The sequence below is a fragment of the Geodermatophilus sabuli genome (assembly GCF_900215145.1).
GTDB lineage: Bacteria > Actinomycetota > Actinomycetes > Mycobacteriales > Geodermatophilaceae > Geodermatophilus > Geodermatophilus sabuli.
Window position 1 is genome coordinate 15,173 of sequence record NZ_OBDO01000012.1, and the last position, 25,305, is coordinate 40,477.

23 protein-coding genes are annotated in these 25,305 nt (G+C 68.1%); 18 read left to right on the forward strand and 5 right to left on the reverse strand.

Features of this window, described 5'->3' with window-relative positions:
* Positions 1 to 45: 45 nt before the first annotated feature.
* Positions 46 to 1,461, reverse strand: a complete 1,416-nt coding sequence (locus CRP39_RS22565; protein WP_097208644.1) for a tyrosine-protein kinase domain-containing protein — start codon at positions 1,459 to 1,461, stop codon at positions 46 to 48.
* 313 nt (positions 1,462 to 1,774) lie between these two features.
* On the opposite strand from CRP39_RS22565, the gene CRP39_RS22570 reads away from it, so the two are divergent.
* Together CRP39_RS22570 and CRP39_RS22575 are read left to right on the forward strand one after the other, a co-directional pair.
* Positions 1,775 to 2,914 carry a glycosyltransferase family 4 protein gene (locus CRP39_RS22570; RefSeq protein WP_097208645.1) on the forward strand — a complete coding sequence of 380 codons (1,140 nt, stop codon included), beginning with the start codon at positions 1,775 to 1,777 and terminating at the stop codon, positions 2,912 to 2,914.
* 10 nt (positions 2,915 to 2,924) lie between these two features.
* Complete coding sequence (locus tag CRP39_RS22575) at positions 2,925 to 4,208, forward strand: lipopolysaccharide biosynthesis protein (protein ID WP_172442584.1); 1,284 nt, start codon at positions 2,925 to 2,927, stop codon at positions 4,206 to 4,208.
* Positions 4,209 to 4,289: 81 nt separating this feature from the next.
* On the opposite strand, the gene CRP39_RS28170 is transcribed toward CRP39_RS22575, so the two are convergent.
* A complete protein-coding gene (locus CRP39_RS28170; protein ID WP_097208647.1) occupies positions 4,290 to 5,351 on the reverse strand; it encodes a glycosyltransferase in 1,062 nt (353 codons plus the stop codon).
* A 317-nt stretch (positions 5,352 to 5,668) separates the two neighbouring features.
* Between CRP39_RS28170 and CRP39_RS22585 the strand changes: the two genes are divergently transcribed.
* Complete coding sequence (locus CRP39_RS22585) at positions 5,669 to 7,120, forward strand: O-antigen ligase family protein (protein WP_172442586.1); 1,452 nt, start codon at positions 5,669 to 5,671, stop codon at positions 7,118 to 7,120.
* Here CRP39_RS22585 and CRP39_RS22590 read toward each other — a convergent pair.
* Positions 7,095 to 8,201: a glycosyltransferase family 4 protein gene (locus CRP39_RS22590; RefSeq protein ID WP_097208649.1), complete on the reverse strand. Its 1,107-nt coding sequence runs from the start codon at positions 8,199 to 8,201 to the stop codon at positions 7,095 to 7,097. The genes CRP39_RS22585 and CRP39_RS22590 overlap by 26 nt on opposite strands.
* 592 nt (positions 8,202 to 8,793) lie before the next feature.
* Between CRP39_RS22590 and CRP39_RS28175 the strand changes: the two genes are divergently transcribed.
* The 8 genes from CRP39_RS28175 (at position 8,794) to CRP39_RS22630 (ending at position 17,134) form a co-directional block, all read left to right on the forward strand.
* The gene (locus tag CRP39_RS28175) at positions 8,794 to 8,928 is read left to right on the forward strand and encodes a hypothetical protein (protein ID WP_260180712.1); all 135 of its coding nucleotides are present in this window, start codon (positions 8,794 to 8,796) and stop codon (positions 8,926 to 8,928) included.
* A 236-nt stretch (positions 8,929 to 9,164) separates the two neighbouring features.
* Positions 9,165 to 10,388, forward strand: a complete 1,224-nt coding sequence (locus CRP39_RS22600; RefSeq protein WP_097208651.1) for a right-handed parallel beta-helix repeat-containing protein — start codon at positions 9,165 to 9,167, stop codon at positions 10,386 to 10,388.
* A 505-nt stretch (positions 10,389 to 10,893) separates the two neighbouring features.
* Positions 10,894 to 12,081 carry a CDP-glycerol glycerophosphotransferase family protein gene (locus CRP39_RS22605; protein WP_172442587.1) on the forward strand — a complete coding sequence of 396 codons (1,188 nt, stop codon included), beginning with the start codon at positions 10,894 to 10,896 and terminating at the stop codon, positions 12,079 to 12,081.
* A gap of 97 nt (positions 12,082 to 12,178) precedes the next feature.
* Positions 12,179 to 12,928 carry an IspD/TarI family cytidylyltransferase gene (locus tag CRP39_RS22610; RefSeq protein ID WP_143426732.1) on the forward strand — a complete coding sequence of 250 codons (750 nt, stop codon included), beginning with the start codon at positions 12,179 to 12,181 and terminating at the stop codon, positions 12,926 to 12,928.
* Positions 12,925 to 13,995 carry an NAD-dependent epimerase/dehydratase family protein gene (locus CRP39_RS22615; protein WP_097208654.1) on the forward strand — a complete coding sequence of 357 codons (1,071 nt, stop codon included), beginning with the start codon at positions 12,925 to 12,927 and terminating at the stop codon, positions 13,993 to 13,995. The genes CRP39_RS22610 and CRP39_RS22615 overlap by 4 nt, the downstream gene beginning before the upstream one ends.
* A gap of 919 nt (positions 13,996 to 14,914) precedes the next feature.
* Positions 14,915 to 15,301: a nucleoside/nucleotide kinase family protein gene (locus tag CRP39_RS26505; RefSeq protein WP_143426733.1), complete on the forward strand. Its 387-nt coding sequence runs from the start codon at positions 14,915 to 14,917 to the stop codon at positions 15,299 to 15,301.
* A 107-nt stretch (positions 15,302 to 15,408) separates the two neighbouring features.
* Positions 15,409 to 16,365: a phosphotransferase gene (locus CRP39_RS22625; protein ID WP_143426734.1), complete on the forward strand. Its 957-nt coding sequence runs from the start codon at positions 15,409 to 15,411 to the stop codon at positions 16,363 to 16,365.
* A 25-nt stretch (positions 16,366 to 16,390) separates the two neighbouring features.
* Positions 16,391 to 17,134 carry a hypothetical protein gene (locus CRP39_RS22630; RefSeq protein ID WP_143426735.1) on the forward strand — a complete coding sequence of 248 codons (744 nt, stop codon included), beginning with the start codon at positions 16,391 to 16,393 and terminating at the stop codon, positions 17,132 to 17,134.
* Between the two features lie 15 nt (positions 17,135 to 17,149).
* Here the strand turns inward: CRP39_RS22630 and CRP39_RS22635 are convergent, their stop codons facing one another.
* Positions 17,150 to 18,328: a glycosyltransferase gene (locus CRP39_RS22635; protein ID WP_143426736.1), complete on the reverse strand. Its 1,179-nt coding sequence runs from the start codon at positions 18,326 to 18,328 to the stop codon at positions 17,150 to 17,152.
* Positions 18,329 to 18,554: 226 nt separating this feature from the next.
* Between CRP39_RS22635 and CRP39_RS22640 the strand changes: the two genes are divergently transcribed.
* A complete protein-coding gene (locus tag CRP39_RS22640; RefSeq protein WP_143426737.1) occupies positions 18,555 to 19,652 on the forward strand; it encodes a glycosyltransferase family 4 protein in 1,098 nt (365 codons plus the stop codon).
* Between the two features lie 199 nt (positions 19,653 to 19,851).
* Here the strand turns inward: CRP39_RS22640 and CRP39_RS22645 are convergent, their stop codons facing one another.
* A complete protein-coding gene (locus CRP39_RS22645; protein WP_097208660.1) occupies positions 19,852 to 20,049 on the reverse strand; it encodes a hypothetical protein in 198 nt (65 codons plus the stop codon).
* A 240-nt stretch (positions 20,050 to 20,289) separates the two neighbouring features.
* Here CRP39_RS22645 and CRP39_RS22650 point away from each other — a divergent pair, with 240 nt between their 5' ends.
* The 6 genes from CRP39_RS22650 to CRP39_RS22670 all read left to right on the forward strand — a co-directional run bounded on the left by CRP39_RS22650 (position 20,290) and on the right by CRP39_RS22670 (position 25,235).
* Positions 20,290 to 21,282: a protein kinase family protein gene (locus CRP39_RS22650; protein WP_143426738.1), complete on the forward strand. Its 993-nt coding sequence runs from the start codon at positions 20,290 to 20,292 to the stop codon at positions 21,280 to 21,282.
* Between the two features lie 303 nt (positions 21,283 to 21,585).
* Positions 21,586 to 22,116, forward strand: a complete 531-nt coding sequence (locus tag CRP39_RS26510) for an IS110 family transposase (RefSeq protein ID WP_143426739.1) — start codon at positions 21,586 to 21,588, stop codon at positions 22,114 to 22,116.
* 52 nt (positions 22,117 to 22,168) lie between these two features.
* The gene (locus CRP39_RS28415) at positions 22,169 to 22,672 is read left to right on the forward strand and encodes a transposase (RefSeq protein WP_425432567.1); all 504 of its coding nucleotides are present in this window, start codon (positions 22,169 to 22,171) and stop codon (positions 22,670 to 22,672) included.
* Between the two features lie 9 nt (positions 22,673 to 22,681).
* Positions 22,682 to 23,395, forward strand: coding sequence for a class I SAM-dependent DNA methyltransferase (locus CRP39_RS22660; RefSeq protein WP_097208663.1), 714 nt, complete (start codon positions 22,682 to 22,684; stop codon positions 23,393 to 23,395).
* A complete protein-coding gene (locus tag CRP39_RS22665; protein ID WP_143426740.1) occupies positions 23,392 to 24,399 on the forward strand; it encodes a hypothetical protein in 1,008 nt (335 codons plus the stop codon). Before CRP39_RS22660 ends, CRP39_RS22665 begins: the two co-directional genes overlap by 4 nt.
* 140 nt (positions 24,400 to 24,539) lie before the next feature.
* Positions 24,540 to 25,235 carry a hypothetical protein gene (locus CRP39_RS22670; protein WP_143426741.1) on the forward strand — a complete coding sequence of 232 codons (696 nt, stop codon included), beginning with the start codon at positions 24,540 to 24,542 and terminating at the stop codon, positions 25,233 to 25,235.
* Positions 25,236 to 25,305 lie beyond the last annotated feature (70 nt).

The following is a 25,305-nucleotide window of genomic DNA, read 5'->3' on the forward strand; positions in this document are numbered from 1 at the left end:
CGCCGCTGTGGCTTGCCCCTGAGTGGATTCCGTAAAGCGAGCAGGTCACTCGGGGGCAGTGCCTGTCCTCTCACGGCGCCAGCGATGTCTCGCGGCGCGCGCCGTGGAGCCGGGGTCGTAGCGGTAGCCGTAGCCCGAACTGACCTCGGCTCGGGGCGGGACGACGTTCAGGACCACGCCGAGGGTCTTTGCTCCGACCTGCTCGAGCGCAGCGGCGGTGCGCCGCACCAGGTCCTTCCGCGTGAAGCCGTACCGCACGGACAGGAGGACCCCGTCGGTGAACACCGCCAGACTCGTGGCGTCCGCGACCGGTAGAACCGGCGGGGCGTCGACGAGCACGAAGTCGTTCTTGGTGGCCAGCTCCTCCATCAGCGACTTCATCTGTGTCGACGAGAGCAGCTGGCTGGGGTTGGGCGGCAGTGGGCCGGCAGCCAGGATGCTGAGAGACCCGTCCCCGTAATCCTGCAGCACCTCATTGAGCTCCGCCGTCCCGGCCAAGACGTTGGTGAGCCCCACTCCGCTCACCATGCCGAGGTATCGCGTGACTCGGGGGCGGCGCAGGTCCGCCTCCACCACTGCCACCTGCCGGCCGGCCTCCGCGAGGGCTATGGCGAGGTTGAGGGTGAGCGTCGTCTTGCCCTCCCCCGGAATCGCGCTCGAGATCATGATCGTCCGTGGCGGCTCGTCCACGTCGATGAACTGCAGGTTGGTCGTCAGGCGCCGGTAGCCCTCAGCAGCGGGGCTGGTGGAGGTGCGGTCGAACACGTGCTGTTTGTCGAGGACCGGGTCCTGCATGATCATGCCGATGACCGGAGCCCCCGCGAGGTCTCCGACGGTCTCCGGGTCTCGGACGGAGCGGTCGAGGCGAGTTCGCGCCACGACGAGGCCGAGTCCCAAGGGCAACCCCAGCGCCATTCCGAGGGCGATGTTGCGTCGCGTGTTGGGAAAGCTCGGCGCCGTGTGGAAGCTGGGCCCCTCTACGACCGTCACCCTGACGGGAGCCGACGCTCCCGGCGTGGTCTCGAGGACTCTGACCATCTCGATGAAATCGGAGCCGAGTTGGCCGGCGATGTCCCTGGCTCTGGACCCCGACGTGTCTGTCACCTCCACGTCGATGAGCACCGTACTGGGGACCGGGGTAGCCGTTATCTTGCCCGCCAGCACCGCCGGTTCCATGTCGAGGCCCAGGTTCTCGTTGACTCGGCTGGCCAGTTCCTCGCCCATGAGGAGCTGGGCATAGGAGGCAACCCGCTCCTGGGAGAACTGGGATCCCTGGACGAAGTCCGTCGCCGTCCTGGCTTCGGTCGTGGAGACGAACAGTTGCATGCTCGACGTGTACAGGGGCGTCGATGCGGCACTGAACGCATAGCCCGCCAGGCCGCCGAGGAAGAGGGTGAGGAGTGGGAGCCACCACAGCCTCCTCAGCGCGGTGAGGATGTCCCTGTACGGCACCGGCACCATCCATCCGTAGCATCCCCGACCGTCGCATCGCCCCCAGTCCGGGGGCGTCGGGGGATGCTAACCCGCGGCACGGCAGAACTGGCCGCGGCGAGGGACGGCCCAGGCGCTCACCTCACCCGGAACGACCTCAGCCGCCGCCTCGACCTCAGTCACGACGGCCTGCGCGCGCGGAACACCCACCACCGACCGGCCAGGCTCTGCGCCAGGCCGCGGGGATGAAGAAGGTCGCCCGCGACCTCTCACGGTCACCGGGACGCGGCTACGCTCGCGCGCCGACCCTGCACCGATTCGGGAATGTGAGGCCACACCGAGCATGGCTACTCGGATCACCGCTGTCATCCCGGCCAACACGTTCGGCGGCGCCCACAACCAGGTCCTGCAGTTGCGAGAGCACCTCCAGGTACTGGGCTACGAGACCACCGTGGTCCTGCCCCGGGAACCAGGAAACGCAGAGCGTCGGCTCTCGTCGGCCGGCGTGCGGACAGTTCTGCTTCCTCTTCGCCGACCGCGAGCCGGTGCGCCGGCGTCGTGGGTCAGATATCTGTGGGGCTTTCCCAACCAGGTCCGGCGACTGGCGCGTCTCTTCCGCACCCAGGAAAGCGACTTGGTTCAAGCTCACGGACTCCTGCAACTCGATGTCGCTCTGGCCGCGCGCATCGCAGGCAAGCCCCTGGTGTGGCAACTGCTCGACACGCGCCCTCCTGTGACCCTTCGCGTTGTCCTGGTTCCTCTGATGTATCTGCTCTCATCCGTCGTCATGACGACCGGGACAACAACCGCACGATCCTACGGATTGTCACGGAAGTCGCGCTCCATGCGACTGGTGATCCCCTTCTTCCCTCCCGTTCCCACCGCAGCACTCGATCAGTTGCCACAGCCCCCGGTAGGCCGTGTGACCTTCGGATGCCTGGCGAACATGAATCCACAGAAGGGGCTACCGCTGCTGATCCAGGCGTTTGAGAAGTCGGGCGTGACGCATCATGCCCGACTTCTGCTGCAAGGACCTGTACCGCCGGGGCACGAGAGGATTCCCGGACAACTCGCAGCACTTCGCTCCGGCCTCGCCGTAGAGAACGTCGAAATTCGAACGCAACAAGCAGACATCGTGGAGTTCCTGTCGGAGACGCACGTCCTTGTCATGGGATCGGAACCCCGATCCGAAGGAACGCCGACGGTGATCCTCGAGGCGATGTGGGCGGGACGACCGGTGATCGCGACCCGGGTCGGCGGTATCCCCGAACTGATCCAACACGGCACGACGGGCTTCCTGGTCGACCCGGGCGATGCCGGCTCGATGGGCCGCTACATGGCGCAACTGGTCGAACAGGACTCGCGCCGCGAGGGCATGGGCGCGGCAGCCCGTCGAGAGGCGGGGCTTCGCTTTTCTACAGAAGCCACCTCGGCGGCCTACGCCGATGCGTACCAGGAAGCCCTCCGAAGAGTGCACACCTGACGTGCGACGCATGAACCTGCCGGAGTCGTTGAGGGATCTCGCGGCCGGCGCAGCCGCAAGCGCCGCATATCCGCTCGTGTCCCTTGCGACAGGCCCCATCCTCGCTCGCGGACTGGGACCGGAAGGCCGCGGTGAGCTGGCGGCATTGCTCACTCCTCTGACCGTGGCGGATGCGTTCGCGGCGGTCGGCACACCCCTGGCTGCGGCCTTCTACGTCCGCGCGGGGGCAGACGTGCGCAAGGTTCGACGAATCGGCCTCTTGATAGTAAGTGTCTCAGGCACGCTCACAGCCGCCACACTCATCATCCTGGCCGATTTCATCCTCAGTTCCTACGCCGACCTCGTCCCACTGTTTCGATGGCTGTGCATCGGCGTCGCCCTGGGTGCGGTCATCGAGTTCTACAGAGGAATCCGGGCCGGTCAAGAAGCCTACGGACGCTTGAACCTCAATCTGTGGCTCGGGGCACTTGGCCGACTCGTCGGGGTGGTGGCACTGGCCTACATGGATGAGCTGACGCCTGGGCGCGTCGCTTTCCTGTCCATAGCGACTGGCCTGCTTGCTGCACTCGCACTGATCAAACGCAAGCCGCCGGGGACTGCTCCGCCCACCCGGTTCGTCGATCTCCGCGAGATGACCAGGTTCTCCCTACGGACATGGTTCGGAGTCCTTGCCAGCAGCTTCGCCGCACGACTGGACCAATTCCTACTCATAACCATCGTGACCCGGGACGAGTTGGGGTACTACGCGGTCGCGGTGACTGCGGCCCAAGTCCCCATGGCGGTGTTCCCGGTACTGCAGCGGCAACTGCTCAACCGTGCAGTCACGGTGTCCGACCCGCGCGAACTTGCGTTGAGCAGTCGCCTCGCCGTTGCACTCGCCCTCGGCCTGTGCATCCCGTGCGCCCTGCTCATGCCGATACTCGTCCCCCTGCTGTTCGGTGACGAGTTCACACCGTCAGTCCACTTGGCGCAGATTCTGATCATCGCCGCGGCGCTGTGGGGAGTCGGCCAGTCCTTGACGGGTCTGCTGGTCGGCTCGGGGCGGCCTGGTCGGGCGTCATGGGGAGATGGACTGGGCGTCATTGCGCTCTTCGTCCTGATCCTCCCCTTGGCACATTGGTTTGGGCCGATTGGAGCTGCCGGGGCCGTGGTGGCGAGCAATGCGCTCTCCGTGATGTTCAAAGCCTCTCAGTTGCGCCGGGCGATACCGGGAGGGAGACTCCTCGACATCGTCGTCCCCCGAATGAGAGACATGGGAGAAGTCCGGCGGCGCATACGGCCTCGCAAGCCGTGATTTGCATCCACGACTTCGGGATGTCAGCCGACCCGGAGCTCGTCGCGTCGTCTCGTTCACCGCGACCACGCTGACAGCAGCTCAGAGAAAAGGGCTCAGCTGGCGCAGGAAGACGTCCGGCTGGTGACGCGCCGCCGATGCTGCCACGCAATCCCGTGGAAGCCGCTCAGCTTGATCCAAGGACGTGAGCAGGCTACTGGGCTCCAAGTCGTCGAAGTAGACACCGTTGACACCTTCCCGGACGGTCTCGAGGAACCCACCGGCTCGGATCGTCACGGCCGGGGTACCGAACTGGTTCGCCTCGATCGGCGTGAGTCCGAAGTCCTCCTTGGAGGCGCTGACCAGAGCACTGGCGCGGGTGTAGAGCCAACGGAGTTGCGCGTCCGAGACCCGGCCGAGGAACGTGACGTTCGGCGGCGCAGCGGGTTGCCCCGGGGACTCATCACCGATCACCATCAACCTGCGGGATGGCGCGTGGCGAAAGGCCTCGACGACTGCGCCAACACGCTTGTATCCCCGGTTCCGGGCGATCGTGAGCACAAAACCAGCCTCGACCCCCTCGATCGGTTGGACTTCGCCGTCGATCGTCAACCCGACCGGAGGGGGGACGACGGGGGCGTCGATGCCGTACACGTCTCGTATCCGCTCGCGGACGACCCCCGAGTTGGCGATGTACTGGTCAGCGGTCTGAGCCTGGCGAAGGTCCCAGGACTTGAGGGGCTGGGACATGAGCCGCAGTGCTGTTCGACCCCCTCGGCCCAGCCCCCGCCTGTAGTCGTCCGGTTGCCAGAGCCACCGCGGGGTGTTGTGGCAGTAGACGACCTTTCGGGTCGCTGCGCGACGACTGAGCCCGTGACTCCACCCTGAGCTGCTACAGAGGAGGACATCGGCGGCAGGAGGTTCGAGACTGGACCAGACCGGGGCGAGGAGGGGGAAGGCACGGCGGGGGTCGCGCCGAAAGGCCGCGACGCGCTGTAGTACCGAGGTCTGCACCTCGTGGTGGGCGAAGCCGGGAAAGGTCGTATCGGCGTTGTACACGCTGGTGACCAGACGATCGGGTCCCAGGCCATCGAGCATCTGGAGCGCCACCCTTTCCGCTCCGCCCCTCTGTGTGACGTAATCGTGCGCCACCACTAGAGACATCTGCCCACCCCTTCCGGCCCCCCCCCTCGGATCACTGCACGAGTACTCACCCGCGCGCCGGCCGAAACCCTCACCCTGGGGGCCTGCCGATGCCGTCGTCCGCCTGGTGGTCAACCGACCGACCCAGTGAGCAGGCGCTGGACCCCGACCACCTCGGAGGGGGAGACCGCAGTCTCCACGTCGGCCGCTACGGTGCCCGTCGGGTCAACACAGCGACGTTCCGGATCGCCCCCCATCCGGGCGAGTGGCCGCAATCCTCACAGGCGGTGCTTCGAGGTCCCCTAGGATCTGGTGTCAGCCCCGCTCGAGGAGTCACCTTGACGCTCAGCATCCATGCGCGCCCCGGCGTCCGGCGTCTCCGTGGTCTGGTGGGGGAGGCGCCGCTCTTGACGCTGACTGTGGCCTTTCTGCCGTTCGCCTTCATCCCTCACGAACTCATCCCCTCGGGGCCGCAGACCCCGAAACTACTGCTCTGCTTGATATTCGCCTGCGGGTGGCTGTACAGATCACGATCGCATCAGGCTCGCCTGACATCCGTGGAATGGTGGACACTAGGGCTTGCCGCATGGGTGGCATGCCGCATGATATGGCTGGAGTACTTCGAGGCTGGGCTCTCGCTACCCCTGGCTCAAGCGGAGTTGGCTCCGCTCGTGGGCGGACTGGTGCTCTTCAGGCTGGCAACCCAACACCGCCTGCGGGCCAGCATCCGTCTCGGGTTGACGTACTCACTGGTGCTCATGTGCGCAGTCGAAGCCTGGCAGTTGGTTGCAGGGTTACCGGAACTGCTCGCGCTGGGTTACACGACTCCGCCGTTCTCGTACAACACTGCAACGGGTGAGTACAGGCCCTTCGGCACTGCGTACAGTCCCGTCACGTTCGGAATCCTCCTGTCACTGGTCCTACTGGCGGTCGTCCTGACGAACAGACGTCGCACGGCCGCGGCAATGGCGTGCCTGGGCGGGACCTTCCTCCTGCTGACCTACACGCGTAGCGCCTGGCTGGGCGTCATCGTGAGCGCCGGCGTGATCCTCCTGAACAGCCCGCTGTGGCGTCGGCGCTTCCTCCACGGGTTGGTGTTCGCGACACTCCTCGTACCGACGCTCGTGCTCATCCTGCCGGGGGATCTCGGCGTCTTGGAACGTCTCACCACGCTGACCGACCGCAATTACTCAAGCAATACGATCCGCATCGACCTCTGGGCGGGGACACTTCGTACCGTCTCTGACAACTGGCTCATCGGATATGGGGGCGAGCCCTTCAGTCAAGCCACTGCCCGCCACCTCGGCGCCCTGGGCGACTTCGCACACCCCCACAACAACTACCTACAGGTACTCTTCCAGTACGGCCTCATCGGACTCGTGTTGTTCGGCGGCCTCCTGTGGGCCGCGGGGGGGGCCATGTGGCGGCGTCGCGCCACTGACGAGACCTGGCGGCTGGCCGGACTCGCCGGCCTCGTGGCGTTCGCGTGGACTTCGCTCTTCGAGACCACCTGGGGCAGCTTCAACCTGCTGGTGACGCTGTTCCTCATCTTTGGCCTCGGCATGCCGCCGAGACATCAGGAGAGAACGACCGCGGGCTCGGGCGGGCTACGAGCGCTCGGCGGCCATCCGCTTTCTGCGGCTGCTATTCGGAACCACGCCCAAGGGGCGATGCCTGGGAGCACTCGAACAAGACGGTCGGGAACAAGCACAGGTGTCGACACGACCCCGAGCGATCACGGCGCCGCCTCGGCGTGCGGCAGGACTACGAGTCGGTCACGACACGCCTGAACTGCTGCAACTGGTGCCGCCAACTGAGTTCCCTGGCCCGGGTGAGGGCCATGTCCGCGTAATGGCGGCGCTCTCGGTCATCACTGATCAGGTGTTCGAGGTGCTCGGCCAGCTCTCGTTCGTTCCCGGGCTCGTGCAGCAGAGCCGAGCCTGAGGCCACCTCCGGCAGGCCTCCCGCTCGGGAGGCCAGGCATGCGAGACCGCTCGCCGCGCCCTCGGCGAGGGTGAGCGAGCACGGCTCGGGCCAGACGGATGGAACGACGATGACGTGATGACGCCGCAGCATCTCCGGTACGCGTGATCGCTCGACTCTGCCGTGGAAGAGAACTCGGTCCTCCATACCGTGACAGGTGACCAGACGCCTGAGCTGGCGCTCGTATCGCGTGAGCTCTCGACCAGGCTTCGAGCCGCCCATGATGACCACCTGAAAATCGAGGTGGCCGAGGAGGGCTGCTGCGCGGATCAAGACGTGAACGCCCTTCTCGCGTATGACTCGACCGACATAGACGATGCTCGGTCGATCGACCTGCCGGCCCGGAGTGAACTCGTCGGTGTCCACGCCATTGAGCAAGGGGAACACCCTCGTCCCCGACGTGGACCGGGGCATCCGGTCCGCCAGGTACTCACTGACGGCGATGACCGCTTCGCAACGCCTGAGGATGCGTTCCGTCTCCCGCCGTCCATATGTCCCGAAGACGTCGTTGTGGCAGTACAGGAAGCGACGTGCAGCAGGCACGGGGGCCAGGACCGCGCCAGGCCGGTTGTGGACGATCAGTCGCTCGATCGGCGGTACGGGCGCAAGGGGCTCATAGACGTGCGCGGTGACCAAGCGCCGACCGAGTACTCGTCCCGTGACCACGTCCGCGGTTCGGGCAGGCAGGCTCACAACTCGACCGCCACGGAGACAAGGGACCACGGTGAGCGGGAGATCGTGACGCGTGCCCAAGCCAGTGAGGATGGCCTGAGAGCCGTCGGCGTCGCCGGCGGCCGTCATGAGGCCCCGGATGACGGTCATCACGGCGCTGCCGTTGTCGATGGCTGGCGGGTCCTCGGGATACGGCAGGTGAGCCAAACTGAACATGCGTCCCCTCTAGGCATCCGGCCGGACTCGACGAACAAGATGATGCTTGCTGGCAAGAGGCCACCGTGCAGGACGGGACGCCTGGGTCCTGATGACGCCTGGAATCGAGGGCACTCGTGACGTCGATGCAGGCATCCGGCTCCCTCGTTCTCGGGTATCGGCTGTCGGGACGTCGACGCGACTCGGTTTTCCGTCGGCAGGGCCACGACCCTGCTCGCGATGGGTGTGGCTCCTCGGCGCGCTGCCTCGACCGGGGCGCTCCGCTTCGATCCGCCCAAGACGATCCGCGCCTACGTTGTCGCCGTAACAGCGACGTCGACACCGGCCACCCACCACCCGGCCACCTCGCGGCACCGCCATAGGAAACGGAGACGTGCCCGTGCCCAAGCCCCTGGCACACCGGACGCCGCCATGGGGAGCATCCATGACCTCGGGGCTGTCCTCCGGTGGTGACCTTCGGGATCACGTGGCCGCCGACGTCCTCGACGACACCATGGGAGCGGTCGACCCACGTCCGCCTTCCGGGAGGCAGCACCGGTCGACGCCTGTGGCGCCTGGCACCAGCCACGTCATGTCAGCACCCTGGTCTGCCATGCCGATGCACGCGACGCCCCCCACCCTCGCTCGCCTGGCCGCGGGTGGCCTGTCCTCGACCAACGCCGCGCCGAACGCCCACCGCATGCGTGGGACCGGGTTCAGCATGCGTGCCTGGTCGGTGGAGGCGTGACCATCACGCGGCGCCGGTTCCTCACCGCCACGGGGGTGGCACTCGTGGGACTGGTCTGCTGCAGCCCGCCGGTGAGACACACAGCGACACCGCCACGCGAATGGCTGCCTGCCGGCCGCTGGACCCCCACCGACCCGTGGGGACGCCACGACTGAGGGGACCACTACATGGCCTGGCCTCCTGCCACCCATCAAGACGTAGAGGACGCAGTCACCGCACTCCGCGCGGGGTTGACGGTGGCGCCAGCCCCCAGCGGCAACGACGACTACGCCACCATCCGGGCGGCTTACGATGCGGCGCCGAACGGCGGAACTCTCGTCTTCCGCCCAGGGACGTACCGGCTGTCGCGGACCCTCGATCTCGACCGCAACGTCCACCTCCAAGGCTCATGGAGTCGTGACAAGGACGCCAACGCGAAGTACGGGACCGTCATCCGACCAACGACCTCTACCACGCAGGAGTCGTTGATCGCCCTCATCAAGGTGTCCGCCAGCTACGTCGGCGTCCGAGGGCTTGCCCTGTACGGACACAGCACCGCAAGCGGTGTCGGCGTGTTGTTCGGAGCCGCCCCCGGCGCTTCACGTGGTCCGAACACACATCAGTCGTTCGCCGAGGACCTCTACGCGGAGGGGTTCGCCAGCGGGTCCTGCTTCGGTGTCGACGCTGACCACGTCTCGTTCACACGTTGCACCTTCAGCGGGAACTACGACGGACTGGTCATCGCCAGGGGAAACAAGAACGACCTGTCGTTGTTGGACTGCGCGCTCGACGGTAACGCTCGCTCCTCCGTCTTCCTGGAAGCCGATGGCGGCACGACAAACTGCAGCTTGATCCGCACGCATCTCGGGTTCTCCCGGTACGGCATCCTCCAGGACCCCGCCACGACCCTGAACGTCGGATTCAACCAGTTGACGATGATCGCTTCGCCCATCGAGTACGTCACGGAGCAGATGCTCGCGCTGAAGTCCTGCGGCGGCATACGGATCCTCGGCGGGTACTGGGCGTGGGCCACCTGGGCGCAGGGTCCGGACCTGGGGCCGGTCGCCGCGTTGCCGGCCGCGACGATCGGCCCTGTCACCCTGGGCCCTGTGGAGATCTCGAGCGAGTTCGTTGCCGTGGCGCCGAATCCGAACAGCCCGGCCCTCGTCCAGGTCACCGGCTTCACGAACCACCCCATCAAGGTCACCCAACCCCTGAACGGCTTCTGTCAGACGTGCTTCTCCGGCAACTGGGTCCAAGACATCCCGGCCCCAGCCGTTCCCGCCTCTGCGACCGCCCTGACCAATTCATTCAGTTCTCCGGTGCAGGTCTTCGTCAATGGCGGCATCGTCAGCGCCGTCCACTTGAACGGAATAGCGACAGGAGTCACCGGTGGCACCTTTCGCGTCCCACCCGGGGGGACGATCAGCATCACGTACACCGAGGCCCCCTCCTGGGTGTGGGTTGCTGATGTTTCGTAGGTGAGCCACGTCCCGGCGGCCGCCACTCGTCGTCACCCCTACCCGGGTGATCCCTCGGGATCCGGGCCCGTGGGGCTGAAGGCCGCTCGCCAGCCCGTAGTGACGCGGACAACCGGTGCGACCGGGTTGGCGGAGTGATGTGGATCCCACCACTCGACTGCCCTGCCGGGCACCTCGCCCCGGCGTCGGGCTGAACCGCCCGACGCCCCTCAGTGCCGAGTGGCCGGTCAGTCCCCGGCCAGGCGTGATGAGACGTCGAGTCGCCGACGGTGGCCTGCTCCCACAGCGGTGACCGTCAACAACAGCGCACTCTCGTCATATCCTCCGGACCGGACAAACCCCGCTCAAGTCATCACTGGCCCGCTGACCGGGAGGCTCGGTGAAGTGACCGGACGGGGTCTCGCCCCGAGCAAGGCAGGTCTCCTGGATGGCGCGTACGCGGTGTGCATCTGAAGTGTCCTCACCCCGCCAGCCATCAACAGCTTCTCGCCGTGGGGCGGGGTCTGTGAGGGCGCAGGTCGTGCGCTGGCTGTCGAGAGAAGTGCATCGCGTCCTTGGCTCCCGCCTGACGCCGAGAGAGGCTGCTTGTGTCTATGGCTGGCCGGACCACGAGGAGAACAGCCTGTTCGCCGCGGTCGAACTTGCCGAGAGGACGCCGCTGCGTGTGACCCTCCTCGCCGGGGACCCCTTGGCGGCGGCGAGGTACCTGGCCGTCGCCGATCCCCGCGGAGCCCCGGTTGAGATCGTCGGCAAGAACTCCGCCCGCGGGATCTGGCGAGCCAGCAGAGCAAGCGTGCTGTTGTTCACCCACGGCCTCTACGGTTCGCCGGACCTGACGCGGCGCAAGCTCGTCGTCAACCTGTGGCACGGTTTTGGTCCGAAGGCGAACGACAACGTCGTTTTCTCCGCCAGCATCCCCTTCAACTTGATGACCTGCGATACGCCCCTGTGGGCCCACGCAGCGGCGATCTCTCTCGGTGTCCCCCACGCCCGCCTCGTACAGACCGGCAATCCCCGGCAGGTCGCGTTGCGAACGCCCCCTCCTCCAGCCGCCCTGGAGCGCCTGGACCTGACCTCGTCCTTCGTCCTGTGGATGCCGACGTATCGGTCCTCCAACGGCAGGTCCGGGCCGGTCTGGCAGGACGCTCCGGCACTGTCCGACCAGGCTGGGAACGGCCGTGACGCCGTGTCCACCCTCGCAGAGCTCGCCGCGGCGGCAGGGGTACGTCTGGTGGTGAAGCCGCACCCACTGGATGCAGACCGATACGAGGCCAGTGGCCTCCGAGTCATCACCACCGACGACGTCTTCGCCGCCGGAATGACGCTCTATCAGTTCATCGGCGCGAGCAGTGCCATGATCAGCGACTACTCCAGCGTCTGGGTGGAGTACCTCGGTCTCGATCGACCTCTGCTGTTGTTCTGCCCCGACATCGCCGACTACGTCGACGGGCGCGGACTGAGCGAGCCGTACATGACGGACATCGCCGCCGATCTGATCGTGGAGCAGATGGACGACATCCCGCCCTTCCTGGAAGCCGTACGGAGCGGCGCGGACTGGCGACCAGGCGGCCGGGCGGCCGTACGGGAGGCACTGCAGCTGGCGCCGGACGACGAGGAACTACCTTGTCTGGCCGAGGTCGTGATGGAGGAGTTGCGACAACGTCGGGTGCAGCGGCACAGCTCCGCGCGTTAGCGCTCCTGGGGAGCTCGCTCTCTCGGACGACGACACCGTCCACGCTCGCGGCTACCCTGCGCGACGAGGCGCACCGGAACGGCGGGAGGTGGGGCAGATGGCAGCGCAGGATGCCGTTGCCATCGTCTTCGCCGGCGGTCTCGGGTCGCGGATGGTCAAGGCGCAGTTGCCGAAACAATTCATCACCATTCGCGACAAGCCGGTACTGGTGCACACGCTGGAGCACTTCCAGTCCCATCCCGAGGTCGGCGCCATCTACCTGTCCTGCCTCACCGGCTACATCGAGCACGCGTGGGACCTGGTGAGGGAGTTCGGAGTCACAAAGGTGCGTGCGATCGTTGCCGGCGGCGTCACGGCACAGAACTCGATCCTCAACGCCGTGCAAGCCGCCCTGGCCGACAACGTGCCCGAGGACGCCACAGCCCTCGTGCACGACGGCGTGCGTCCAGTCATCAACGCCGATCTCATCACTCGCAACATCGCCACGGCACGGGAACGCGGCAGCGCCATCACGGCGATCCCCTGCTTCGAGACCATCGCCATGTCCCTCGATGAGGCGCAGACGGTGGAGTCAGTCACTCAGCGCGACCTCATGTACGTCCTGCAAGCACCGCAAACTTTTCCGCTGGGCGAGGTGTTCCAGGTCAACACCCGCTCGCTCGAGGATGGGCTCCTGGGCAAGTTCGTCGACCAGGCACACCTCATGCGGCACTACGGCGCCGAGCTTCACCTCGTCCCCGGCCTGCGGGGCAACGTGAAGCTGACGACCGACTTCGACCTGCTCCAATTCCGGCTGCTCGTCGAGTCCGGAGCGCTCTCGAGCGTTGTAGGAGCGGAGCTGTCGTGACCACCGCGGTGGTGCAGGAGGACATCGCGATCGTCCTGTCGGCACCCGTGGACTGGTCCCGGCTGGCGGGTGCAACGGTCCTGGTCACGGGAGCGACCGGGATGATCGGGCAGTACGTCGTCCACACGCTCGCAGAGCTGGGGCAGCGGGACGGTTCGCGGGTCCTGGCGCTCAGCCGACGGGCGGAGCGTGGCCGAGCACTGTTCGGCAGGTCCATCGACGCCGGTGTCGTCGACCTCCTCGTCCAGGACGTGACAACACCGATCGAGGTCCCCGTCCCCGTCGACATCGTCGTGCACGCAGCCAGCCCGGCTGACCCGGTGGCCTACCGGACCGATCCCGTGGGGGTCATCCGGGCGAACGTGACCGGCACCGACAACGTCCTCTCCCTCGCGGCTGCGCACGGCGCCACGGTCTGCCTGCTGTCGACCATGGAGGTGTACGGCCGGCCGCCGCAGACGGGGGTCGGCTCCCTCATCCGGCTCACCGAGGACGCACTCGGCGCCATGGACAGCCTCGATCTGCGGAGCGCCTACCCCCTGAGCAAACGCATGGCCGAGAACCTGTGCGTCGCGTACCGAGCGCAACACGGCGTTCCCTACCGCATCGCGCGCCTGTCGCACACATACGGGCCGGGCATGGAGCTCAGCGACCCGCGGGTGCAGGCCTACTTCCTGCGGCAGGCGCTGGACGGGGCCGACATCGTCCTCAACTCCGACGGCACCCTCCGCCGCACGTACACCTACGTCAGTGACGCGGTGAGTGCGTTGTTCCACCTGCTGTGCGGGGATGACGACCTCACCTGCAACGTCGCCGACGAGTCGGCGCAGGTGTCGATCCGGGAGCTGGCCGAGCTCGTGCTGCGGCACGGTGACTCCTCCGGGCGTGCCGCGGTCCGGGTTGCTCAAGGTGACGCAGCACCGCCGCCCCCAGCCAGCGGTGTCGTCCTCGACTGCACGCGTCTGCGAGCCATGGGCTGGACGGCTCGCGTGGACCTGCCAAGCGGCGTCGCCCGCACGGTGGCCCATCATCGATCGGCGAGAGAAGCGCCGACGGCGGGAGCGTGACGTGCGCGAGCTGAGCTCTGTGTCGCAGGTGGCACACGCGATCGACGACGTGCTGGACGCCCCTGTCCTCGTCACCGGGTCGCCGCCGCCACACGGCCGCGACCTCGACCTCCTGGCCCGGTGCGCGCAGTCGGAACTCGTGCGCTCGTTCCTGGAGCAGCAGGGGTTCCTCGCATGGCACACCACCTGGGCGAGGTTCGACGGGCACGGCGCCCTCACGGTGGAACTCATGCTGGGCGACGACTGGGCGTCGGCCCGGGGCCACGACGGCGCGGAACTGATGGTCGGAGCCGTTCCACTGCCCGGTTTCCGCCACCTGTCCCGACCGGCCCCGCACGTACAACTCGTGCTGACGGCGCAGAGTCTGCTGCTCCGCCGCGGCAGGCTCACGCCGGGTGGTCGGCGCCGGGCAACCGACGCCGCCGCGTCCGGTCCGCGCGTGTGGGACGACGCCGCCGACCTCGCGCGGCGGCTGGGTCTCACGGCTCCCGTGGAGATGCTCAGGCGGAGTCTGGCGACACCGGAGGCCTGGGCGTCCCCGCGCCGGACGGCCGAGTTGCTGCTCGCGGTGGGCTCTGGTCCGCGCGGGGTGCGGAGCGCCAGGGCCCGCGGTCTGGTCCCGCGTCGATGGCGTCCGACGCTCGTGTCCCTGTCCGGTCCTGATGGCAGTGGGAAGTCGACCCAGCGTGCCCGGCTGCGGAAGTCGCTCGAGGACGCCGGCGTCCCCACGGCAGGAGCCTGGGTGCGGACCACGGAGCGCCCTCCCCTGCCCGGACCTCTCCGGGCGTTCGCCGACCGGTGGCGGCGTCCGGTCGTGACGGACGGAGCCACGCCGGAGCCGGTCCCCGCTCTTCCGGGTCGCACGCGTCGTTCGGTTCCCGTCCACGTCCGGCTGGCCGAGCGCCTGTGGATCACGTCTGTGGTCCTGAGCAACGCCACGCTCGTCTGGCGCGGGGTCTGGCAGGGACGGACTGCGCGCGTGCTCGTGCTGGACCGTTTCGTCCTCGACGCCGAGGTGAAGCTCGTCTACTGGTACGCACTCCGCCGGGGCGCGGACATCACGCTCGAACGACGCCTGTTCCGAGCCATCTGCCCTGAGCCCGACGTCGCCGTCCTGCTCGCCGTCGCCCCGGAGACCAACAGCGCCCGTCGTGCCGACGAGTGGCAGCTGCACGATTTCCGCGACTTCCGTCGGCTGTACACCGCTGCCGCGGACGAACTCGGCGCCGTGGTCGTCGACGGCGAGCGGCCGCCGGAGGTCGTCGCGCGGGAGGTCGCCGAGGTCGTGTGGAGCCGCCTGCCGTGACCGCTGCGCATCCCGACCCGTTGCTGGAGAGGGTCCTCGAGTCCTTGACTCGGGAGCTGCACCGGACAGAACGCACAGGCCAGCGGTTGACCCTCCTGTCGGAGCCGATGCGCACCGCTCGGTCCTCGCTCTACACCGTGCAGGCGTCCCCCTCGGGGACGACCTATGTCATCAAGGTGCCCGCTCGCGGCGACGACGCCGTCGACACCGAGCCCCCGCTGGACGCGGAGACCCAGTTCGCGGCGCTCCGACGAGCGCACGGCTGGTACCGCGACGATGGCGACGCCTCGGTCTCGCGTCCGGTGGCCCTGCTCGAGGACGTCGGTGCCGTTGTGATGGAGCATGTACCGGGCCCCACCGTGGGACAGGCCGTCCACCGGGCGCCTGTGCACCCGAGGGCGGCGGCCCGGGCGGTCGCGGCCGCCGGCCGGTTCCTGCGGGAGTTCCACCGGCACGCCGAGCACCCCGGGGGGACGGTGTCCCTGGGCGGCCTCGCGCAGGACGTGGTGACGGCGGACCGAGCACTCCTGAGCCCGGTGGGCGTACGGCTGCCGACGGCGGTCCGCAGAACACTGCTGGAGATCCCGGACGTCGCCGTACCAGCGGGGCGGGTGCTCCTGCACGGCGACTACGTGCCGAACAACCTCGTCGTCACGGACCCGGACCGTGTCACCATGCTGGATCCACTCCTGGTGCGCGTCGGACTGCCGGAGGACGACGCCGCGCGCTTCCTCGCGATCGTCTCCTCGGACACCGCTTTCGTCGCCGGAGTGGCGGGGCCTCCGATCAGGTGGCTGCGGCGGCACCTGGAGTCACAGTTCCGACTCGCCTACGGGGAGACCGCGGCGCACCCAGCGATCCTGGAACTGCGCCTGCTGCAACAGCACGTCCTGCGCTGGCGACGCCGTCGCGAGTTCTCCACACTGACGCAGTACCCCACCCTGATGAACGCCCGCGCACGCGTCATCGACAGCCACATGCGGACAGTTCTCCGGGAGAGCGGGCATCGATTGGCGCGGTCACTCCGGACTTCCCGACCCCGTGGGCGGGTGGCGGCCGGATGACCAGATGGGACGAAGGACCACGAAGGTGAAGATCCTGCTCACGGCTACCGTGACGCCACAGGCGATGCGTGTCCTGTACCTCCGCGACCCGGCGGAGCGACGCGAGCAGTACGTGGAGAGTCTGCGCCACTGGATGCCCATCGCTCGTGCGAACGGGGCAACCGTGGTGCTCTACGAGAACAGCGGCGAGGACCTCGAACAGCTGGCGCGCGATGCACTCGGCTCCGTGCCGGAGGACCTCCACCTGAGGCCCGCCCCCGTGCCCGATCCCTCATTGGTCGCGCTGGGCAAGGGTGCCACCGAGGCAGCCATGATGGACGAGTTCGCCGCGACCTACAGGGACGACGCCGGGGAAGAAGTCTGGGTCAAGTGCACCGGCCGGCTCGTCGTCCGCAACTTCGGCCGCTGCCTGCCCCCGACGCTGCCACCCTGCTCGTTCGCGGCACGCCTCGCCATGGGTCTCGACCACATGGACACCCGCTTCTTCGCGGCCACGGCGGCAGCCTGGCGGGACTACCTGACCGGCGCGGGGCCGGAGGTGGACGGGCCCGGCGGAGTCCTCCTCGAACACGTCCTGGCACGTCGCGTCCTGGCCGGCCTCGGGGACGGCGCGACCCTGGTCCGCCTCCGCGCCCAGCCGGACGTCTCGGGGCGTTCCGGCAGCCACGCCGAGCGTCGGTACAACAGCGCGCGCAGCCGGCTACAGCGCGTCGTCGCGGAGGCGATCGAGTGGACGCTGCGAGGCCCGTTGAAGGGCAAGCACTTCTGACCGCTCCGGCGTCCGTCAGTCGTACAAGCGCTTGAGTGTGCGCCGGTACGCCTGCGACGAGTAGGTGCGGTGCGCCCAGTCGTGAGCGCGCGCCCGCACCTCGGCCGCAGAGGCCGGATCCCCCAAGACCTTGACGACGGCGTCAGCGAGGCAGCGCACGTCGTCCTCGACGGCCAAGAACACCCCAGGACCGTCGACTCCCTCGGCCCCCACCCGCGTGGCCACGACCGGAACGCCCCACAACATGGCAGTGACGCACTTGAGCTTGACGCCCGCTCCCATGCGCAACGGCGCCACCACCACGGACGCCTGGCGGTAGTAGGGACCGAGGCTGTCAACGTATCCGGTGACCTCGACGCCGTCGTGCCGGGCGGCCTGCTCGACGAGGGACGGACGCGCTCCTGCACCGGCCAGGGTCAACCGGGCCTCAGCGACGGATGACCGGATGCGCGGCCAGATGTCCCTGAGGAACCACATCGCGGCGTCGTGGTTCTCCGGCCGACCCAGCGCGCCGACGAACAGCACCCGCGGTTCGATCGACCGGTCCTGCTCCAGTCGATCCGGCATGTCGTCCGAGTCCAGGGGTGGTGACACGACCAGTACACGGGCGGAGCCCCCGCGCCGCCTCAGCAACATCTCGTCCTTGTCACTGAGCACGACTGCGGTCTGCAGTGCCCGCATGGCACGCCACTCCAAGGGGATCGCGACCAGCCACCTGAGCAGCGCCACTGTTCGCGATCGCCACGGGAGGTGTCCGCTGATCGCTCTCCGCTGGTGGCCCTGCGAGACCACGTCGTGGAAGACCCCGACCAGCGGTGTGTCCGGCACGGCGCGTCTGATCCGTGCTGCGAGAATCACGGAGCTGAACCACTGGAGCTCCACCCGGTCGGCGGCCCGCAACGCGGCGGTCACCCGCTCGTCGGTCAGGCAGGCGTGGGCGAAGGCCCGGGCGGCCAGGAAAGGGACCGCTCTGGCGGCCAGCGCTGCCAGCGGACGACGACGTGCCCGCGGCTCGACGAGGAGCCGCTGGTAGGGCACCTCGGGGGCGCGCTCGAAGGCGAGTTCGTTGTCCGGGACCCGAGGCGAGACCACGACGAGGTCGTGGTCCTCGGACAGCAGCTCGGCATGCCTGCGAAAGAACTCGCCGCCCGCGTGCGGGATCCCGGGGAAGGGCAGGAACGGCGAGACGCTCACGATCCGCACGTCCTCGTGCCTTCCGCCTCGTGCTCGATCTCATCCACCCCGGCGCTTCCTGCGAGCGCTCGGGACCAGCCGCAGCCGTTGCCACCCGGGCAGGGCTGAGGCTACGCGCCGAGACCGGCAACCTCACGTGGACCGCGACGCGTTCCGCCCTGTTCGGGTGTGGGTTCCCGATGGCGAGCAGGCGCCACCGGGGAGGCGACCTGTAACAGTGGCCGCCATGCGGGTCACCTATGTGTTGCACACGGCTGTCTGGGGTGGAGCGGAGACCTACGTGGCCCGGCTGATCCAGGAACTCCTGGGCCGGATGACGCCCACCGTGGTGGCCCCCCGCCCGGTGCCCGAGCGACTCCTGAGAGCGCTACCGAGCGGAGTCGAGGTCCGCACCGTCGACGGCGTCGGCCGCAAGGGCGACCTGGGTGCTCTCGTACGGCTGGTCAGGACGGTCAGGTCCACCCGGCCCGACCTCGTCCACGTCAACCAGTCGACGCCGGCGAACAACCGCTACGGCCTGCTGGCGGCGCGGCTGAGCGGGGCTCCCTTCCTCAGCACCGTCCACTCGCCCGAGCCCGCGCGAAGCCGACCGCAGAAACTGCTCCTACCCTTGCTGTTCCGCGATGTGCGCACGGTGATCACCGTCTCGGACGAGACGCAGGAGCTGCTGGTGCGGACGCTGAGAGTGCCGTCAGCGCGGATACGCGTGGTACCGAACGGGGTGCCGCTGCCGGATCGGCCAGCAAGGCGGCGGACCGGCGGAGGGCAACCAGTCGTCGCCGGGAGTGTCGGCCGCCTCGTCCGGGAGAAGGGGTTCGACGTCCTCCTGGACGCACTCGACCTCGTCGTCCGTGAGAGACCCGGGGTCTGCCTCCGAATCGCAGGTGAAGGTCCGCAGCGAGCCACGCTGGAGGCGCGTGCTCACGACCTCCCCGTCTCCCTGGTCGGCGAGGTCACGGACACCGCATCCTTCCTCGACGATCTGGACGTCTTCTGCCTCTCCTCCCGTCGTGAGGGACTGCCCTTCGCTCTCCTGGAAGCAATGGCAATGGGTGTCCCGTGCATCGCCACCGACGTGGGCCAGGTGCGCACCGCACTGGGTGCCGCGGTCCTCGTGGTGCCGCCGGAGCAGCCGTCCGCTCTCGCCCAGGCTCTCCGGCAGCTCGCCGATGCACCTTCCGTTCGGGCCTCCCTCGGTGAGAAGGGGCGCGCGCTGGTCGAGAACCGGTACGACGTCCGGTTGATGGCCGCCAGGACGATGGAGCTGTACGAACAGGCCGTAACTCGGGCCACGGACGGTCGCCGGGAACCGGAGCGGACATGACGCCGCGCCAGCGGCGAGGTCGTCGGCCTCGGACGCAGGGCGCCAGCCTGCCCGGCGCCGGACCGCGAGGGCGGCGCACCCACCACCACCTCCTTCCGGGGGCCGCAGTGCAGCAGCGAGAGCGCGGCCCGGCGGACAGAGGCAGAGCCGCTAGATTGGCCGGACCATGACCCTCCGCAGTGCGGACCTCCGGTTCGTCCTACCGCATCAGGTCCGACATGCGGTGGTCGTCGGGACCGACCAGCGGCCGCAGCTGTCGGCGATGGCCGCCGGCCTCGAGGAGGCCGGCATCGAGGTCGAGAGGCAGCCGGCAGGCCACAGGGGAGAACCCGGAGATCTCGTCATCGCTGGAACCGGCGACGCCGCGGAGGCGCTGCGGCTTCCGGGACGAGCCCACCTCCTCGTGGGACGGCCTCCTCGAATGCGGGGGTTCACGCGGACGTCGCTACCGCTGCTCGTCCGCGGCGATCCCACGGCACCTCGACTGGTCCTGCCGCTCACCCCCACCACAGCGCTCCGGCACTATCTCCGACAGGCGGCTCCTCGTGATCCCCTGGCCCGTGCCTTCAGCCGGAGCATGGCCCAGCTCACCCGGCTACCCGTGCCCACCCGGGCTCTCGTCCCCTCCAGTGCGCTGGTGACCCTGATCCTCCCCCGCAATGACAGGTCGCGGCCGCCGGCGATCCTCCAGGCTGCCGAGCGCGTAGGGGTTAGACCAGGGAGGAACTGGATCCTCCGACTCGGCACAGGGGACGTCCTGCAGCGAGCCGTGTTCTACGTCCTAGAGGGGCAGCAACCGGCCTGGGTGGTCAAGTTCAGCCGTGTCCAGGGGTATGACCGATCGTTCGTCGACGACGCCGCAGGGCTGGCGCTGGCACAGACGTCGGGTGGGCCGGTGGCTGACCACGCTCCCTCTCACCTGGGCCAGTTCGACGTGGACGGCCTGACAGCGTCCGTCGAAACTGCAGCTGTTGGCACTCAGCTCGTGCATCTGCTCCGTCGGCGTCCGTGGCAACTGCTCGACGAGATCGCCGACTGGATCGTGCGGGTGGGCCGCCACACGGCTCGGTCACCTCAGTTACTGGAGCCAGAACGCGCACGACTGCGAGCTCTGGTGGTGGAGACGGGTGGTCCTCTGGGTGTTCCCGAGGACGTGGTCGACCGAGTGCCCGAGACTCCCTCCGTGCTCCAGCACAACGACCTCGGCACCTGGAACATCATCTCCGACGGTCGCTCCTTCACCGCCGTGGATTGGGAGGCGGCTCGGCATTCGGGCCTTCCGCTGTGGGACCTGTTCTACTTCGCGGCCGACGTCTTCGCCCACATCGACGGACCAGCTGACGTCTCCACCCGGATCGAGCGCACGCTGCGCGTCTTCGCCGGTGAATCAGCGCACTCACCGCGACTCTTCCGCTGGATCCGCGCGGCCGCGACCGCACTCGACGTGCCGAACTCGGCCTTGGGTGCACTTGCCACCCTCTGCTGGCTGCACCACGGACAGTCCCCTGCACGCCGCGAGATGGACCTCCGCGGGGCGGCTCATGCGCCCCTCGGCCACCACCCCCTCCTCGCACCGGCCTGGCTTGGACACCCGGGATTGGGCGTGTCGTGGGCGGCGCTGAACGGCTGATCGGCTCGCGAGTCGGAGACCTTCCTGGCACCAACGGACTGTGGGTACGAGCACGAGGGTCAGATCCACGACACGCAGAGGCCCCATGGGCGGTTTCCGTCGGACCGCCCGCAAGGAGCCTTCGAGGTGGATGTGCACGTGGATCCATGCGGGCCTGAACGTGCACAAGGACATCGTGCGGGCGGCCGTCCGGCGACCCGCCGCGGACGGGGCGAGCGAGAGCAGGAGATGCGCCCAGTACCGAACCTCCACCGCGGCGCTCCGCGAGCTGCGTGCCTGGCCGGCCGTCGAGGGAGTGACGCAGTGGCGCTGGCGGCGACCGGGGCGTACCGGAGACCCGTCTGGCACGTGCTGACGGCCGAGCCGGGCTATGAGCTGTTGCACTGCAACGCCCAGCACGTGAACAACCTGCCGGGGCGCGAGACCGACGTCTCCGACGCGGCCTGGCTGGATTGGTGCGGGCTGCTGGGCGGCAGCTTCGCGCCCACCCCGACGAAGGCGCCGGCGCGCGACCTGACCCGCGATGTCAAGAAAGCTCATCGAAGAGCGGCTCGAGAGACGCAGCAGGTTCAGTGGTGCTCAACGACGCCGGGATCGAGCTGGACTCGGTCGTCTCCGACGTGCTGGGCAAGGCCACCCGGCGATGATCGAGGCGCTGATCGCCGGCGAGCGCGACCGCACGTGCTCGTGGAGCTGACGCGGATGCGCCCGAACATCTCCGAGCTGCGGCTGGCGCTCGAAGGCCGGTTCAGCGCCCATCGCGCCCTGCCATTTCGCACCCACCTGGACCACGTCGACCCCCTCACCGCCACGATCGACCGCCTCGACGCCTAGGTGGAGGGCCGAGGCGGCTCCCTCCGCCGCGGCGATTGACCTGCTGGGCACGATCCCCGGGATCGAGCCGCGCACGGCCCGGGTGGTCCTCGCCGCGATCGGCGTGGAAGCAAACCGCTCACCCACCGCCGCGCGTCTGGACAAGTGGGCCGGGCTGTGCCCGGGCAACCACGAGTCCATCGGCAACGCCGCGCTGCGCACTGCCCTGGTCGAGGCGGCCTGGGCCGCGACTCGCACCCGCAGCACCTGCCCCGGCGCCCCAGTACCAGCGATTCCGCCGCCGCTTGGGCAGCAACGGCGAGGGCAAGGCGATCTTCCCCGTCGCCGAAACTCTGATCGTCTGGCACGTGCTCACCCAGCGCACGCCCTACGCCGACCTGGGGGCCAACTACTCCACCCGGCGGACCGACGCCGAGGCCAATCTGAGCTGGACAACCATTACACCGACAACTCGTCTTCTCAGTTGGATGTCAAGATCTCCATCCTGACGATCGCCGCGCCTGCGAGCTCCCGGACGAGTGTCGAGCAGGTCGTGGACCTCCCCCTGGCGCCGTAGGGTCCGGGCATGTATTCGCAGTCGGCCCGACTCTACGACGTGATGTACGCCGGCAAGGACTACGCAGCGGCAGCCCGGTATGTGCGTGGCGCGATCGAGGCGGTCAACCCCAAGGCCGCGACGCTGCTGGATGTCGCCTGCGGAACTGGCCAGCACCTGGAGCACCTGCGCGCGTCCTACGACGTGGAGGGACTCGACCTCAACCCGGATCTCCTCGCTGCGGCGCACACCCGCTGTCCAGGCGTGCCCCTCCATCACGCGGACATGTCCTCCTTCAGCTTGCCGAGGCGCTTCGATGTGATCACGTGCCTTTTTGGTTCGGTCGCCTATCTCAAGACGGCCGACCGGCTGACTGCAACGGTCAAGCGCATGGCCTCGCACCTCACAGATGACGGCGTACTGCTCATCGAGCCTTGGTTCACGCCGACCGCATTCTGGTCCGATCACCTCGTAGCGAACTTCTACGACAGCCCAGATCTGAAGCTCGCGTGGATGTACCGGCACGAACGCGATGGCGACATGGCCATCCTCGATCAGCATTTCCTGGTAGGTGAACCGCACGGTATAGAGTCGTTCACCGAACGTCACGAGCTCGGTCTGTTCTCCGAGGAGGACTGGGACGCCGCTTTCGCCGCGGGAGGCCTCCTGGCAGATTTCGACGACGGCGGGCCGTTCGGGCGCGGGTTGTACAAGGCGCTACGACTCCCCGGCACGCGAGCATGACGCACGAAGAGGTGATCGGCCTCGATGATGTAGGCCGCTGGAAGGAGGCCCTGGAGACACTCCCCCACGGCTGGGCTCACACCTGGGAGAGTTGCCATGCAAACTACCTCAGTACGAACCAGCGGACGTTTCTGTACCGGGGCGAAACACAAGGATCCCGCGTGGTGTGCCCGATCGCCGAACGTCTTATCGACGAGCACGTCGACATCGTCACGCCTTCGGGGTTCTCCGGCTTCGTCGGCACGGGAGAATGGCACGACTTCCCGCAGCGCTTCCGCGATTTCGCTCGAAGCCGGGGCTACGTCTGCGGCTACATCGCACTCAACCCGTTGTACGGTGACGCATCGTACGTCGATCCTGACGAGATCTATCCCAACACCTACGTCTACGTCCTCGACATGACCGTCGGATTGGACGTCCTGCATGATCGCCTGTCTCGGAATCGGCGGCGCGAGCTCCGGGCGTGGTCGCCGGGGATGCATGACCTCGATCGGGCTCGGCTGCGCGAGTTCCTGTTCACCCACTACGGGGCGTTTATGGAACGCCGCGGCGCGGCGCCCCAGTACCGCTACGACGCGCGGACGCTGGAGGCGATCTGCGCTTCAGGCAACGTGCTGATGTTCGGCGCCGAATCGAACGGATGCGTCGAAGCGGTGCGGGTGGTGGGTTACACCCCGTATGGCGCGGACGACCTGTTTCTCGTCTCGACGGACGAAGGATCGCGTCACGCAGCCGGGTTGGCATGGTCCGCAATGCACCGGCTCACCGAGCTGGGTGTGCCGACGTACAATCTCGGTGGAGGCGTCACTCCGGGCGACGCGGTCGCGCAGGCGAAGGAGCGCTTCCGGCCGGCCCGCCTCCCCCTGAACGGGCTCAAGCAGGTGTACGACCGACAGGCGTATGACGAGCTCTGTCGCCGTTACGGTCAGCGTCGAGATGTTCACCCGGGATACTTCCCGCCCTACCGTACGACTCATGGCGCGCCCGTCAGAGCAATCCCGTGACGCTTCTCGAGTGTCGGGGCAACGGGCCCTTCGAGGAGGCAGGCTACATCGAGGCAAGCGCGACTCATGAGGGCTCGGTTCCGGTTGTCGTCGACGTTGGACCCGCACGCCTCACGCTCTTGAGGGCGAATGACGGCAGCATGCACACCGTCTACGGCTATCCTCACCCGGTCGGCCAGGTTTCGGAGCGCGACCTCATCGAACTCGCGGAGGTGCTGGCCCTTAGCCCGCGACCGCTCCGGGTTGCACTCTCACCGGAAGGATGCGGCGCGTTGCTGGCGCAATGCCTCAGGCATCGAGTCCCGGTGGTGGATGAGCGGCTGATCGGCATTGCGGACCTAGACGGCGACCCGCTCGACACCTTCCAGCCAAAGGCACGGGCGATGGTGCGGCGTGCACTGCGCCATGGCGTCAGCGCCCAAGTAGGTCCGGTGACGCCGGACTTCGGTGTCTTCTACCGTCGGGCGATGCGGGTGGTGCGAGCTGGACCGCTGTACCACTTCGGCGACCCGTACTTCGCCGTGCTCGCACGGGCGGGCGCCTTTCAGGTCACCGCTCGGGACGCACATGGAGTGAGTGCGGCAGCGATCTTCCTCGCCCGCGGCGCCGATGCCAGCTACCACCTCAGCGCAAGCCGAGCTGAACCCAGGCCCGAGGCTGGATCAGTCAACCTCGTCGTGCTCGAGGGCCTCCGTGAGTGCGCGAGACGCGGAGCGGTCATCTGCATGCTAGGCGGCGGCACGACAGCAGCACCCGATGACACGCTCCTGCGCTTCAAGGCGAGCATGGCGACTCGCACGTTGCGACGACCTACGTTCCAGCGCGGCGCGGTTTAGCGGAACCGCTCTATCGCTGAGCCAGCCGTGGCCGACGAACGGCCAGCTGCCGGTCCGGATACCGCGATGA